Here is a 14,551-nt window from a genome sequence, read left to right on the forward strand (position 1 = left end):
TACCATATTTAACCTTTCATTATTTCTTCTTTACTAACAAAGTATTCTTTGTGCATACTTGCGTTATCATCCAATCTTAAAATAGGATTCTCATGGTCGTAAATATATCTTGAATTGTATTCATAAATTCGTAAACACACTTTTTCTATTAGAAACAACACTTTTTCGTTATCTGATAATTTGTCATTGTTATCAAACATTACTTCAGATAAAGGAACGAGATATTCATAACAGTAATACGTGCTGTTTTTTGTATAGTCTTTTAATACACTAGGAAATTTCAAAAAAACAGCTAAATCGCTTATAAATTCAGGAGCAGAAAACAACGCAGTATAGTAACTGTTTTGATGAAGTTGATCCTTTAGAGAAAATCCATTAAAACAATAATCTTGTCTATCTTGATAGTATCCTAATCTAACTTTTAGACGAGCTACATTAGCTGTGCTAGAGTAGTTGTCAAGATCCAACTCTTGCAATACCCCTTTATAGTAGATCTCGATATAATTATTATTTTCTTGAAAAGCGATTTTGTATGAAGCTAAATAATCACTCAATGCTGTTTTATTTAATAGCAAATCCCTTAAATTCAATCCGTTATCATTTATATCCGAATTCAATCTTCTACCTAAATGAAAGAATAAAATCTTATCTAATTTCTTTACAGGTCTACACTGCTTTACAAATTCTTTAATGCCTTGGCAAAAAATATCAGAACTCATAGCAGCACTGCTTATTTGATGTAAAAGACTTTCTTCGGAAACATCTAAGTATCTACAAAGAGAGTCTATCATAGTTTCTTTTGTATATGTTTGTATATGCATTTAACACTCCTCCAAGCAACTAATATGATTTTTTATCTTTTTATTTAGCTTTACTTTCTCGATATTTCCACTAGCTTTTACTAAGCTAAGTTTAAGTAATTCCAACCCTCTCAAATTAGCATACAGCTTACGAACTTTACTTTCACTATACCAAATATCCTTGCGCATTAAAAATTCTTTACTGTTTGCATACACCTTACTATTTGTCAAAATATATGCCTTAACATACATTTCAAGGTAGGTAGTAACTTTGTTTTGCTTGCCAATAAGATTATCTAGTGCTAGGTGGTTTTCCAGTTCCTTTTTATCAGTGCTAGTGATAGTGGTATAAAAATCACTTGTCACTAGAGTATCAGTCACTACAATTTGTGTATTATCTGTTTGGCTAAGTCTTTTAAGTGCGAAAGAGTAAACCTCTTTGCTATTGTCGTGTAGCCTTAATACACAAGGTGATTTGATGATAGTTTGATACATATTAGCTAAAAAAGTAGCCTTTTTAATATCTACGAGTTCAAGGTCATAAAACTGAATTGTCCACACATTATATTCATCATTTATCACCGATGGAATTTCTTCGCCAATAATCTGATATGAAAGTGTGCAGCTCTTAACATTGTCTTTGATTTTCTTTTTAACGGCAGGCTTTAGTTCCTTTGGAATAAAGTCTTTCATTGGGAGCTTTATATCGACTTTGTACTTATCATCTAGTTTTAGCATTATTCCACCACCAAAAATGAGATAAGCTCAAAATCGTCCGTTGTATCATCAGCAAAAGCATTATTAAAACCACCAAAGTCAAATGACATGGAAATAGCTTTTTCTTCTTCAACACCCTTTATCGATTTCACAGCCTTATTTAGCAAGTCAGAGTAGAACGACATATTATTGGTGTGGCTTGTTCGGTTAAGAAACTTGTCGAAATATTCTTTCATTGGCTGGCTTTTGCCATAGCATAATTTACGGAACACTTTTAAAACTTCTCTAGCTTGACTGTTTCCATATAAGATTTCCCCATCATTACTAATATAGATCGTGTAGTATGGATAGAGAGATGAGTCGGATTTTGGTTTGTCGCTTAAATTGCTATGCTTAAAGCAAAGCAACACACCATGATTTTCTCCATCTGTAACGGAATAAATTCCATTAGGGACTTTTTTAAGTTCAGCATGATTGCTTATATAGGAAGAAAGCTCGTGTAGATACTCATTCATATTTAGGTCAGATAGAGATATGTTTTCATTTGCGTCATCAATATCTATCACTTCATCTTTCAGTCTTTCAAGCTGTCTTTTTCTGAAATTAAAATCATTCATCTCGGGAGTTAGGACATCTTCATCACCAGTAGAAACAAGGTTGAGTGTAGTCATTTTACCTTTTACTCGTTGCTCTAATCCAAGATACTCGTTTAATTCCATGTTAGGGAAGAAGTTTATCATTTGTATCTGTTCGTTTGTGCTACCGATACGATCAATTCTACCAAATCGCTGTATCAGTGATACAGGATTCCATTGAATATCAAAGTTGATAACAGTATCGCAGTCTTGTAAGTTCTGTCCCTCTGAAATACAATCTGTACCAATAAGAATATCTATTTGTTCTTTGTGTGGTATTTCTTTCTTCGTTTTAGATTTAGGAGAGAAAGCACACAAGACATCATTAAACTTAGCATCTATTAATTTGTTGGTGGTTTTAGCACCTTTACCAGTAACAACAGCAGAATGAATATTATTGCTTTTTAGCTCACTTGCGATTTCTTTATAAATATAGTCAGCAGTATCAGAAAAAGCAGTGAAGATTAGTAACTTTCTATTACCTACGTTATAAGGTGTTGTAGTGATTTTCTTAATAATAATTTCTTTAAGTTCTTCTATTTTAGCATCTCGGTTTAAGTCCAAAATTTGCTTTGCTTCAGCATAGATTTTTTTCAATATGATTTTATCACCTTCGAGATCGTTTAAATAATCTACAATACGCAAATGTTTTACTTCAATTTCATACTTGCCTTCAAGATATGGATATTCTTCATCACCAAAATCACCTTGTTCTTCATCTACATATCCACCATTTTCAAGCCGATAAATTGTATTATCAATCTTTTCAAGTAGTCGTCTTAAAGTTTCAGCGAATGAAAATACAGAACTTTCAAGTCTTTTAAATAGATTAAATCTATGCAAGACTACCATACCTTTTGATTGAGTATCAAAATCCATCTTACCACCACGTTTACCAGTTAATTTGTACTTTTCGAGGTATATTTTTTGGAACTCTGATTTAATATATTTAGTTGGAGTATAAACCGATAAGTTTAATACCTCTAGTAACTCGTTAGTATCCTCAAATTTCAGCAAAATAGACATTGTATCTATGTCATTGCGAATAGTATCGGGTTTATTCTTTTCGGGAAATTTACCGACGCTGCTGCTTCCATAAAATCCAGTAATGTGTTTTCTACTTCGTGATATGGTCAGTATTTCCAGTAGTTTATAAAAATCTGATGGCAAGCTATCTAGCAATAAATTTTTGTTTTTACTATCTTCTCTTTCCCAAAGATTGATAGCAGCAGAAGTCTTTCTAAGTAGATTATCCACACTAGAAATACCCTCACCTTGGAATGCAAAATCTTCATCTCTTGAAATAATGCTTATCTGATTTTTCAAGTCTACTAAACTGTTATTTACTGGAGTAGCAGAGAGTAATAGCACCTTTGTACTATTCTTCCCCTTTTTGATAACATCTTGTAGTAGCCTTGCGTACCTTGTCATAATCAGCTGATCATTATCGTCATATCTGTCTTTACGATTTCTAAAATTATGGGACTCATCAATTACAACTAAATCGAAATCGCTCCAGTTGAATTGTTTTAAATCATGTCCCGATGTAGACATACCCTTATATCTCGATAAGTCAGTATGAAACAGTATTCTGTAATTAAATCTTTCATTAAGGAAACTTCCTTTGTTATCCCCTTTAAAAGAATTCCAGTTATCATACAGTTTAGCAGGTGTTAAAACTAGAACATTATCCATTTTGATTTCAAAATATTTGATTACAGCAAGAGCTTCGAATGTTTTACCCAAACCAACAGAGTCAGCAATAATACAGCCACCATATTTATGAAGCTTTTGAATAGCTGATACAACGCAATCTTTTTGAAAATCAAATAGTGCATTCCATATTTCTGTACTTTTGAATTTTTGGCTATCATTTTCAAATCGCTCAACACCACTATCTAATTGATGTCCAAATAGCTCGTTTAGAGTGAAGTAATATAGAAACTCTGGCGAGTGGTCTTTATATATGTAAGCCAAACTTTGTAATAATTCCTGTTTATAATCAGCAGAATATTGTTCGTTATACCAAATTTGCTCAAAAACATTTTTAGCGTGGTTTATTTGTTCCTTATCTATACTGCCATTAAGCATAGTATCAAAATTAAAACTTTGTATGCCACGTTTTCTCTTGGGTGTAAGCTCTAATGACGATGATCCTTGTATCATGAAGTCGTCATCTATAATTAAAACATTGCCACCAATATTAACTTTAGGATTAACTTTCTTTACATTAACATTTTTCTTTATGAAGTCGTGCATTGCTTTTGCTTTCGCAAAATGTTCTAATTTGTTTTTCTCTACAATGTCATAAGAGTTGTATAAAATATCATTCGGTGATATTTCAAACTCGTGGGATATTTCGGTCTTATCGGGTACGAATTTTGTATCTCTAATTATAAAATTAATTTCTTTTACATTTTTTAAGTTCTTTTCTAATAATGCAAACACCGATAAAGTAAGTTTATCATTCACTATGTTTATCGTAGCATTAGTTTTAGTTTTAAGAACATCATTTATTTTTTCAATAAGATGCTCCGAATTGTTCACTACGTTACTCATTTGTTTCATCCTCTCATTTCTTGTTTGTACATACAAAATTAGCTGTGGAATGCCTTTTATTCATTAATTGTTTCTCGTACAACATCACATATATCTCCAATGTTGCAATTTAAGTAATCACATATTCTGATAAGAACTGATAGTGAAACTTCTTCACTCTTATTTAATTTGTTCAAAGTGCCTGTCGCTAAATTTAAATCTTTTCTCATTGTTGGTTTTGAAATATTTTTCTCAATAAGTAAAATCCATAGCTTTTTATAGCTTATCTTCATACTCAATCACCTCGTTTTTCTTTTTCGTTTTACGCAAAATCATCTTATCCTATATTATATCACAAAGATATCTAAAGCACAATAAAACCTACCTTCTTTTTATCAAAATAATGCAACTTCTTGATAAAAATTATTATCCTGTTGTAATTTTAATAAGATCAAGTGGCACGAGTATAAAAGCATTTTTTTGCTTACAAGTCATTTTCCTTCAAGCATAAACAAGTTTTGCCTTGCTATGAAAGCGGTATTTGTAATTTTATAAGAGCTTTTTACACAGCTTGTCGATACAAATTACATTATTTTATCTTTCAACAGTATATGACAAATTCTGCCATTACATTGTTGTATTATAGGTTTATGGCTATAAAGGTTAGCCTATTAACACAATAGATGTGAGGTGAGAGAAATTAGTGGTGATAAACCGATTTACAAGAAACTGATAGGTATTATCGAAGATGATATTTTAAATGAAACGTACAAGGAGGATGAAATTATTATTTCAACAACACAGATTAGCAAACAGTATGAAGTAAACTCAACAACAGCAATGAAAACGATTAGTGTATTAAAGGAAAATGGAATTATTTATAAGAAACGAGGAATTGGAATGGCAGTTACAAGTAATAGCAGGAGCATTATTTTAAGCAAACGAAAAATGATGTTCATGGATCAATTACTACCGGAACTTATTTTAGAAGCAGGTAAGTTAGATATATCGAAAAAAGAATTAGCGACTTTGATATTGAAAGGTGAACTTTATTAAGAGATACATTTGCCAATAAATGTAGTAATTATCTACTGTTGTATAATGAAATTTCAGAACATGAAAGTATCATCTATTATTATTTAACACAGCTATGTGGGGTAATACTATGAAGTACACATTATTAGATAACGACGATAGTATACATAAAACACTAAAATACATTGAAAGCAGTAATCCGAAAAGGGTTACTGCTTTTTTTATAAGTTGCGAATTTTGTAGAAAAAGGCGATTTTTTGACACGTACAGTGTTCAAAAGGTCGCCTTTTTTTGTTACATAAATAATTTGATTTTAATTTCAAGAAGATGGGAGTGCTACAAGCTCAAGTATCCGTAATTTTTTAATTTTTGACAAACAACAAATTAAAAAATTAAAGGAGAAAGAAAATGAAAACACCCAAAGAATTTGATTATGACTTATGGAAAGATGAAACAGGAAGAGGTTTTATCAGAGTAAAACGAACTGGAGAGGTTTGTGAGGTAAATGATGATACATTTAGAGTTTTAAGAAATGAAGCGATGGCGATCTATCGCAATAACAAAGGTGTTCCAGTCTATGGAGTTGAAAATGGTAAAAGTGTAGTAGTTCGTTATACTACCAACTTAGCTTTATACATAGAGGAAGGCAATGAGGATATCGGTGCAGACTGGAACATTGATAAAACAGACTTAGAAAATGAAATACTAACAAAATTACTTATAGAAGATTTTTGTGAATTACTTACGGACAAGCAGTTAGATGTATTGGAGCAATGTTTAAAGAAAGGTATGCTTCCGGCTGAGTATGCAAAAGAAAAAGGAATTAGCAAGCGTGCTGTCGGGTACACGATTGAGGGGATTGAAAAAAAAGCAAAAAAGTTTTTTGACTGATACTTCACTTTCGTTCATGTTTTGTAGGTTGTTAAGTGAAAGGGATATATAACGACCCTTTATGTTCTTTGACAACCGAATATACAGTATTGCAAATACTTTCCGTTTAAGTCGAGCAACAAGGATTAAGTCGCCATGACCTCATAGAGTAATTTTAGTGTGCAACTAATTTTATATAAAGAATAACACTAAATGACCTTTATGTGATAGCGAGAAACTGAGTTCCGAAACAAACAATGTGGTGTTGTTTGTTTGCCAAGAAACCTAAACGTAATAATGATACTCCTGTCCAGCCAATAGCTCGAGCGTGATGAAACCGTCGCAAGCAATGGAGGCAGCTACGAGAAATCCTCGCAGGGGTTAGATTCCCGTGATGCCAACCAATGGCAGTTTGCAGTATTCCCTACATCAACGAGAGTTGATATTGACAGGGTTGTTGAGAACAAATATGTCAAATAAAAACAAACCAATAAAATTTTAAGTAGCAGAATGTAGAAATATGTTCTGCTACTTTACATATTATGAAAGAGGTAAAAAATGCAGAAAAGTAGAATATATCGTGGAGATATTTATTACTGTGACTTAGAGCCAGTAAAAGGTTCTGTACAAGGTGGTGTAAGACCAGTGTTAATCATTCAAAATCAAATAGGTAACGATTATGCTCCTACACTAATAGTTGCAGTTATAACAACTAATATGAAGAAATTAAATCAGCCTACGCATATCGTAATAGGCAAGAATTATGGACTTGAAGATCCGTCAATGGTTATGCTAGAGCAGATTAAGACTATTGATAAAAGTGAGCTTAGAAGCTATGTAGGAAGAATTAGCGAGCCTTTTACCATTCAAAAAATAAATCAAGCCTTAGAAATCAGCTTAGGATTAAAAAATGATGGAATATAGTTTTTGCTCTGTCATAACCCTTTGTCCCAAATCATACTATGAAACAGGAGGTGCAGAAACTATGGTGAATTTAGATGATTTAAAGAATGTTGACCCACGAACAGTGGATAGAAGTTCTCTTGTGGAGAGAAGCTCCGTGAAAATAGACCCTAATGCTACAAAAGAAGAAAGATTAAGTGAATATATCAAGCAAATTAAAAATCCGTATTGTTATCTCGATGGAAAGACTGTTGTTAAAATTAGCTTTGCAAATACGGATACTTCTATTGAAGATTGTATTTCTAATTATTTAAAAGGTGTATAAGTCAAGTGTGTCTACATAAAATCGACATCGTGGATTTTGAAACAAAAATTATATACACTTTAGATGGTAAAAATGAATTTAGGAGGAAATAATAATGCCGAAAAAAGTGTATAAGGCAGTAGTCTATTGCAGGCTTTCAAAAGAAGATGGCGATAAAGTAGAAAGTAATAGTATTCGTGGACAAAGAGCTTTTTGTGAAGAATTTATATCTAAGCAAAAAGATATAACAATTGTTCATGATCCTATTGTTGATGATGGTGTGAGTGGTGTTTCTTTTGAACGAGCTGGATTTAAAGAGCTTGAAGAAGAAATCAAAAAAGGAAAAGTAGATTGTGTTGTAGTGCGTGACTTATCGAGGTTTTCTAGGAACTATATTGATGCAGGAAGATATTTAGAGAAAATCTTTCCCAATCTAGGTATTAGGTTTATAGCTATCAATGATAATTATGACAGTTTAACCAGTGACCCACAATCAGATGCTTTTGTTTTACCATTCAAAAATCTAATCAATGACACCTATTGTAAAGATATTTCAGTTAAAATTCGTTCTAGCTTAGAGATTAAGAAAAAGAATGGAGATTATGTTGGTCCATTTTGTCCTTATGGATATAAGAGAGATGAAATAGAACGACATAGATTAGTAGTTGATGAAAACACAAGAGAAACAATACAGATGATTTTTTCTTTGTTTAAAGATGGCATGAGTATCGGGAAAATCAAACAACGACTAAATGCCACTGGTATATTGCCACCAATGGATTATAAGCGATCTACGGGTGTTAATTTTGAAACTGTATTTAAGACAAGCGATACAGCAAAATGGGAATACAATACTGTTAAACGCATTCTCACTAACGATTGTTACATAGGTGTCCTAACACAAGGAAAAAGAGGGACACCAAACTACAAAGACCGTAGAACCAAAAACAAAGATGAAAGTGAGTGGGTGAAAATTGAAAATTCCCACGAAGCTCTTATTTCTTATGAGGATTTTGTAGCAGTAAATAGTCTATTAGCTAGAGATATGCGTTCAACAGTTGATGATAGCGAAAATTCATTATCGGGATTTGTGTTCTGTGCCGATTGTGGAGCAAGTATGATACGCAAAACTGTTCCATCAAGAGGGAAAAAATATGTATATTATATTTGTTCAAAAAACAAAAAGCACAAAGTTTGTAGTACGCATAGCATGGCATTAGTTGAAGTAGAAGAAAAAGTACTAAATGGAATTAGAGATCAAGTAGAACTTGTTGTTAATCTTGAAAAAGCACTTGAACTTATAGATGAAACACCTAGTAACAATAGGCAGATATTTAGTTATGAAAAACAGATTGATACATTGAAAGCTGAAATAGAGAGATACCAAAAACTTAAACTTAGGCTGTACGAAGATTATAATGATGAAATAATCACGAAAGATGAGTATTTTGAATTCAAGAAAATCTACACTTCTAATATAGAAGAAAAAGTAAAGACAATTAAGCAACTTGAAAAAGAATGTTCACAAGCAATAGGCACTGTTAGTTCTTCAAAAACATGGATAGCAATATTTAAAGAGTATGAAAATTTCATAGCACTTAATCGAAGGGTACTATTATCGTTGGTAGATAAAATACTGATTTATGAAAATCATGTTATTGGAGTTGTATTTAAGTACAAAGATGAATACGAAGAAACTTTAGATTTTATTTTAAAGTTCGAGAATAAAGAAAAAATTGCAGGATAGGAGAAAACAATGGCAAGAAAAAGTAGAGTAAATATTATGCTAGATGAAAACGCAGTAGTTCAGATGTCAAATAGATTTCCTACTGCAATTTATGCAAGGTTATCAGCAGAAAATAGTGGCAAGGGAACTGATAGAGATATTATCGCAAACCAAATTGAAGTGTGTAAGAGTTATATAGGAGAAAACCCACATTTGGATTTAATGGATATATATACTGATGATGGCTACACAGGAACAAAGTTTGATAGACCGGCATTCAATCGATTAATGGACGATGTTAAAAGTGGCAAGATTAAATGTATTGTAGTCCGTGACCTCAGTCGTTTTGGTAGAGATTATATAGAAACTGGAACATACATGGAGAGAATTTTTCCGACTCTAGGACTTAGGTTTATAGCTGTGAATGAACGATACGACAGCTTTGAAACCGACCATACAAACGAAGCCTTAATGATACCACTTCAAAATATGATAAATACTCTTTATGCAAAAGATATTTCACGTAAAATATCAGCTTCGCATAGGACAAGAATATTATCAAGGGATTTCAAAAAGAATATGATACCTTACGGTTATAAGTTAGATGAAACACGATATGAAGTTTCTATCGATGAAGTAGCAGCTCATTATGTAAGGTTTATATTCAATTGGAAGATAGAGGGAAAATCTATTAAGCAAATGATTGTGATGCTAGAGGAAATGAACGCACCTAATCCTCATATAAGAAAAATTCAAACTGGATTACGAGGTGGTCAAGTAGAAAACTTTGGAGGTTGGCATTATTCTACCATTCAAAATATGCTTTGCAATCATGGTTATTTGGGACATACTGTATTCGGAAAAACAGAAATTGCATTGTATAAAGGCATAAATAGGAAAGAGTATAGAGAACCCGATAATTGGGTTATATTAGAAAATACTCATGAGCCTATTATTTCGGAAGATGTCTTTAACAAAGTACAAGAAATAAGAAAGTTAGGAGCTGAAAAGAAACAGGAAAGTATTAAACGAACAGAAAAGAAAAGAGCAAAACTTATAGATTTGTTCAAGGGTAAGATTTTTTGTAGTGACTGTGGCAAAACGCTATCCTATATTAGAATGGTTGATGGAAATAACTTTGGTGCTTACTATACATGCCCAACTTACGCAAGAAAAAAAGTATGTACAAAACATAGCGTAAATTATTTAATAGTTAATGCAACGGTTCTCAAAGTAATTCAAACACAAGTTAAAGTAGCTCTTGATTATGAAGTTTTATTAAATAAAATAAAGCATAGTGAAAGTGATAAGAGCATTAGAGATAAGCAAAATGCTAATATTTCCAGTTTAAATCTTAAGATAAATGGTATCAGTAGAAAGCGAAGTCGGTTATATGAAGATTATGCTGAAGGGGTTTTAGATGAGGAAGAATATACTTTTGTGAAGCAGAGTTATGATGATGACTACAATAGTTTAAAAATGTTATTAGATGAAGCATTGCAACGTCGTTCTAAATTCAATGAAGCTATGTCTAGTGATAACAAATGGATCAGCTTAATGAAGTCTGTGAGTTCAGCTAAAATATTAACACAAAGTCTTGTAGACGAAGTTATAGAAAAAGTATCGGTACTTGAAGATGGAACACTAGATATTGCAATGAAATATTTCGATGTATTTTCTCTTATGCAAAATACTGTGGCAAAAGTGCAGGAGGTGACAGTATGAGTGTAGCTATGTATATTAGACTTTCCGATGCTGACGAAGATACTGGTTTTAGCAAAACAGAAAGTGATAGTGTTGTTAATCAAAGATTATATATCAATGATTATATTAACAAACAAACCTCACTTTCAAGACTTGCACGATTTGAGTTTGTTGATGACGGATATACTGGAACGAATGATGAACGTCCAAGTCTTAATAAAATGATGGAAGCTGTGAGGAGTGGAATTGTAAAAATAATTTGTGTGAAAGATTTTTCACGGTTTTTTCGAGATTATATTGAAGCAGGAAACTATTTGGAGTGCGTTTTTCCATTCTTAGGAGTGAGATTTATTTCTATAAACGACAACTATGATAGTGATGATTACAAAGGGACAACTGGTGGTTTAGAAATGGTAATGAGAAATATTATCTATACTGCTTATAGCAAGGATTTATCGCTTAAAGTATCCAGTGGTAAATTGGAGTTAATCAAGAAAGGTAAGTTTATAGGAAGTCACGCACCTTATGGTTATAAGAAAGATCCTAACGATAAAAACAAGATAATCATCGATGATGAGTCTGCTAAAGTTGTTAGGTTAATATTTGACTCGGCTATGAACGGGAAAACTGTAAGAGAAATAACACTCATTTTAAATGAAAAGGATATACCAACAAAAAGTCAATATTTCAAACTTAAATATCCCGACAGTAATAAGTATAACTATATGTATGAGAAAATACATTGGCAACCATCGAGGGTATACGACATCTTAAAAAACAGTCTATACAAAGGTGATATGGTGTCTTTAAGGAAAAAGAAAGTTAGCTTCAATTCAAAAAAACTAATAAAGCAAGACCCTATTATTATAGAAGATAATCATCAAGGGATTGTTACAAAACAAGAATTTGAAGAAGCTCAAAAGGTTATCAAAATATCAAAGCAAGCATCAAAGAAAAACTATATAGACTTTCCATTACGAGGGTTAGTTCGATGTGGTCATTGTCAATATTTAATGGACAGAGTGAAAAAACAAGGTGTGTTTTACTTTAAATGTAAAAGTGCCTTAAATGGAAAAATTGATGCCTGTAAAACCAATATTGATACAGATGAAGGAACGGTAGAGGGTGTTGTATTTCATGCGATTATGAACTTTATTGCATTTACTAAGCAAGAAGATATCAAACAAACAAAACCAACTTCTTATGATTTGACGATTCACCTCACAGAGCTTTCCAATAAGATAGCAGGACTTAAACAATCAAAACTTCGACTTTATGAAAAATATACTTGTGATGAATTAACTAGAGAAAATTATATCAAGCAAAAACAAGAATGTGATAAGAAAATTAAATTAGCAGAAGAACAGATAAGCGAATATGAAGTAAAACTTAGGGAGCAGGCATATTCCGAAAAAGAAAAACCTGTTATTGGTATTTGTGACAAATATATATCGGAAAGCAAACTCACCAAAGAAATGGTAAACGCATTTATTAAAACAGTCTATGTTTTTGATAAAGATACAATTCATGTAGAGTTCAAATACAAAAATGTTTTTGAAGAAAGGTAGGTAGCGATGAGGAAAACAAACCGGATTAGAGATGATACAAGGGTTTATATTTTTTTAGTCCTTAGTTTACACAATCAGATTGTGTAGGATTTCTGGTAGATGGGGCTAAGGGATATGAAGATGAACAGGGGATAAGATATGTTAAAACACCCTGGTTTCTAGAATCTATTCCTTTTGATAAAGCAGCTGAAGTTGGAACAAAGAAGGTTATACAGGATCATTCTACAATAGGTATTGTAGTAACATGTGATGGAACAATTAGTGATATTCCTGAAGAGAATTATCGAGAGGCTACTAATGCTGTTATTGAAGAATTACAAGCAATAGGGAAACCATTTATTGTATTAGTAAATAGTATTTCTCCAACAAGTAGAAAGTGTAATGATGTTGTTAGTAGTTTAAAAGATAGATATGATGTACCTATTCTAGCAATGAATATTAATGAAGTGGAAGAAGAAGATTTAGCTATTGTATTAAAAGAGTCATTGTATGAATTTAGTATTAGTGAGGTAAAAATTGAGGTTCCTAAATGGCTTGCAATGTTATCAAATAATCATTGGTTAAAACAAACATTAGATAGTTCTTTAGAAGAATCTATGCAATCTATTAAGAAATTCAAAGATGTTGAAATTATTGCAAATGCTATTAGTCAATATGATTTTGTAGAAAAAGCATATTTAAGTGGTATTGATACAAGTACATCAAGTGCAACATTAAAGATAATAGAAAAAGAAGGTCTTTATAATAGTGTTGTTGAAGAAATAGTAGGAGATAAAGGTCTTGATCAAGCAACGTTCTTACATTTTATACAAGAGTTAGTAGATATAAAACAAGAATATGAACGATATGCTAGTGCATTAAAAATGGTAAAACATACTGGTTATGGCTATGCCATTCCGCCATTAAAAGACATTCAATTAAGTGATCCTGAAGTAATTAAACAAGGACCTAGATATGGTATGAAATTAACTTCTAAGGCTAGTACAACATATATGATTAATGTCGATATAGAAAGTACATTTGAACCGATAATCGGTTCAAAACAACAAGCAGAAGCATTTATACAATATGTTAAAACAAATGGTGAAGATAAAAAAGCAGTGTTTGATTGTGATGTTTTTGGTAGAAAATTAGGTGATTTAATTGAAGAAGGTCTATATATTAAAATAGATGCTATTCCTGAAAGTGCTAGTCAACGTCTACATGATATTTTATATAAAATAGTAAATAAAGGAAAAAGTAATGTCATTGCAATTGTTTTATAGATTCATAAAAAATCTATAAATAGTAAGCAAAAATGAACTAAAAGTAAATGTTTTTACAACTATTTATATTGAATTTTAAAAAGTATAGTAATTTGGTGGGAATTTAGGTTTAAATGTCTTGTATAGGATGTCGTTTTTTGTTATACTATCAAAGAATTAGATATAGGAGGAATCAAAAATGAACAAAAAAGAATTAGTAGAAAGTTTATCTGAAAAACGTAATATCACGAAAAAAGAAGCTGAAGTATTCGTAGATACTATTTTCGATACAATCACAGATCAATTAGTAGCCGATGAAAAAGTATTGATCTCTGGTTTTGGAACTTTTAAAGTAAACCATAGAAATGAAAGAAAAGGTGTATCTCCTAAAACACAAGAAGTGATGACGATACCAGCAAGCAGTACAGTAAACTTTAAACCAAGTAATCGTTTAAAAGACGCAATGAATTAATGCGTCTTTTTTTAATTATACACATGATATTCCCA

The 14,551-nt window shown here is 31.7% G+C and carries 13 protein-coding genes; 9 read left to right on the forward strand and 4 right to left on the reverse strand.

Annotated features, from left to right (window positions below):
• Window positions 1–8: 8 nt before the first annotated feature.
• The 4 genes from LRR82_RS03910 to LRR82_RS03925 are packed head-to-tail and all read right to left on the reverse strand — an operon-like array spanning window position 9 to window position 4,983.
• Window positions 9–821: a hypothetical protein gene (locus tag LRR82_RS03910; RefSeq protein WP_249030221.1), complete on the reverse strand. Its 813-nt coding sequence runs from the start codon at window positions 819–821 to the stop codon at window positions 9–11.
• The gene (locus tag LRR82_RS03915; RefSeq protein ID WP_249030222.1) at window positions 822–1,538 is read right to left on the reverse strand and encodes a DUF4391 domain-containing protein; all 717 of its coding nucleotides are present in this window, start codon (window positions 1,536–1,538) and stop codon (window positions 822–824) included.
• Window positions 1,538–4,711: a helicase-related protein gene (locus tag LRR82_RS03920; protein WP_249030223.1), complete on the reverse strand. Its 3,174-nt coding sequence runs from the start codon at window positions 4,709–4,711 to the stop codon at window positions 1,538–1,540. The genes LRR82_RS03915 and LRR82_RS03920 overlap by 1 nt, the downstream gene beginning before the upstream one ends.
• A 56-nt stretch (window positions 4,712–4,767) precedes the next feature.
• The gene (locus tag LRR82_RS03925) at window positions 4,768–4,983 is read right to left on the reverse strand and encodes a helix-turn-helix domain-containing protein (RefSeq protein WP_249030224.1); all 216 of its coding nucleotides are present in this window, start codon (window positions 4,981–4,983) and stop codon (window positions 4,768–4,770) included.
• A gap of 397 nt (window positions 4,984–5,380) precedes the next feature.
• Here LRR82_RS03925 and LRR82_RS03930 point away from each other — a divergent pair, with 397 nt between their 5' ends.
• The 9 genes from LRR82_RS03930 to LRR82_RS03970 all read left to right on the forward strand — a co-directional run bounded on the left by LRR82_RS03930 (window position 5,381) and on the right by LRR82_RS03970 (window position 14,516).
• Complete coding sequence (locus LRR82_RS03930; RefSeq protein ID WP_249030225.1) at window positions 5,381–5,746, forward strand: GntR family transcriptional regulator; 366 nt, start codon at window positions 5,381–5,383, stop codon at window positions 5,744–5,746.
• A gap of 387 nt (window positions 5,747–6,133) precedes the next feature.
• Complete coding sequence (locus LRR82_RS03935; RefSeq protein ID WP_249030226.1) at window positions 6,134–6,616, forward strand: hypothetical protein; 483 nt, start codon at window positions 6,134–6,136, stop codon at window positions 6,614–6,616.
• Between the two features lie 537 nt (window positions 6,617–7,153).
• Window positions 7,154–7,519, forward strand: coding sequence for a type II toxin-antitoxin system PemK/MazF family toxin (locus LRR82_RS03940; protein WP_249030227.1), 366 nt, complete (start codon window positions 7,154–7,156; stop codon window positions 7,517–7,519).
• Window positions 7,520–7,580: 61 nt separating this feature from the next.
• The gene (locus tag LRR82_RS03945) at window positions 7,581–7,823 is read left to right on the forward strand and encodes a DUF6870 family protein (RefSeq protein WP_249030228.1); all 243 of its coding nucleotides are present in this window, start codon (window positions 7,581–7,583) and stop codon (window positions 7,821–7,823) included.
• Window positions 7,824–7,917: 94 nt separating this feature from the next.
• Entirely contained in the window at window positions 7,918–9,549 is a 1,632-nt protein-coding gene (locus LRR82_RS03950; RefSeq protein WP_249030229.1) for a recombinase family protein, read from the forward strand.
• Window positions 9,550–9,558: 9 nt separating this feature from the next.
• Complete coding sequence (locus LRR82_RS03955; RefSeq protein WP_249030230.1) at window positions 9,559–11,253, forward strand: recombinase family protein; 1,695 nt, start codon at window positions 9,559–9,561, stop codon at window positions 11,251–11,253.
• Complete coding sequence (locus LRR82_RS03960; RefSeq protein ID WP_249030231.1) at window positions 11,250–12,800, forward strand: recombinase family protein; 1,551 nt, start codon at window positions 11,250–11,252, stop codon at window positions 12,798–12,800. Before LRR82_RS03955 ends, LRR82_RS03960 begins: the two co-directional genes overlap by 4 nt.
• A 131-nt stretch (window positions 12,801–12,931) precedes the next feature.
• Window positions 12,932–14,065 (forward strand): stage IV sporulation protein A, encoded by a 1,134-nt coding sequence (locus LRR82_RS03965; protein WP_249030577.1) that lies wholly within the window; start codon window positions 12,932–12,934, stop codon window positions 14,063–14,065.
• Window positions 14,066–14,243: 178 nt separating this feature from the next.
• Window positions 14,244–14,516, forward strand: a complete 273-nt coding sequence (locus tag LRR82_RS03970; protein WP_249030232.1) for an HU family DNA-binding protein — start codon at window positions 14,244–14,246, stop codon at window positions 14,514–14,516.
• The last annotated feature ends 35 nt before the right edge of the window (window positions 14,517–14,551 follow it).

Origin of the sequence: Tannockella kyphosi (genome assembly GCF_021054785.1) — a bacterium.
Lineage (GTDB): Bacteria > Bacillota_I > Bacilli_A > Erysipelotrichales > Coprobacillaceae > Tannockella > Tannockella kyphosi.

Bases quoted from the DNA above. Each gene is read 5' to 3' on its own strand.
- LRR82_RS03910 (WP_249030221.1), bottom strand. From the start codon at position 821: ATGCATATACAAACATATACAAAAGAAACTATGATAGACTCTCTTTGT.
- LRR82_RS03915 (WP_249030222.1), bottom strand. From the start codon at position 1,538: ATGCTAAAACTAGATGATAAGTACAAAGTCGATATAAAGCTCCCAATG.
- LRR82_RS03920 (WP_249030223.1), bottom strand. From the start codon at position 4,711: ATGAGTAACGTAGTGAACAATTCGGAGCATCTTATTGAAAAAATAAAT.
- LRR82_RS03925 (WP_249030224.1), bottom strand. From the start codon at position 4,983: ATGAAGATAAGCTATAAAAAGCTATGGATTTTACTTATTGAGAAAAAT.
- LRR82_RS03935 (WP_249030226.1), top strand. From the start codon at position 6,134: ATGAAAACACCCAAAGAATTTGATTATGACTTATGGAAAGATGAAACA.
- LRR82_RS03940 (WP_249030227.1), top strand. From the start codon at position 7,154: ATGCAGAAAAGTAGAATATATCGTGGAGATATTTATTACTGTGACTTA.
- LRR82_RS03945 (WP_249030228.1), top strand. From the start codon at position 7,581: ATGGTGAATTTAGATGATTTAAAGAATGTTGACCCACGAACAGTGGAT.
- LRR82_RS03950 (WP_249030229.1), top strand. From the start codon at position 7,918: ATGCCGAAAAAAGTGTATAAGGCAGTAGTCTATTGCAGGCTTTCAAAA.
- LRR82_RS03955 (WP_249030230.1), top strand. From the start codon at position 9,559: ATGGCAAGAAAAAGTAGAGTAAATATTATGCTAGATGAAAACGCAGTA.
- LRR82_RS03960 (WP_249030231.1), top strand. From the start codon at position 11,250: ATGAGTGTAGCTATGTATATTAGACTTTCCGATGCTGACGAAGATACT.
- LRR82_RS03970 (WP_249030232.1), top strand. From the start codon at position 14,244: ATGAACAAAAAAGAATTAGTAGAAAGTTTATCTGAAAAACGTAATATC.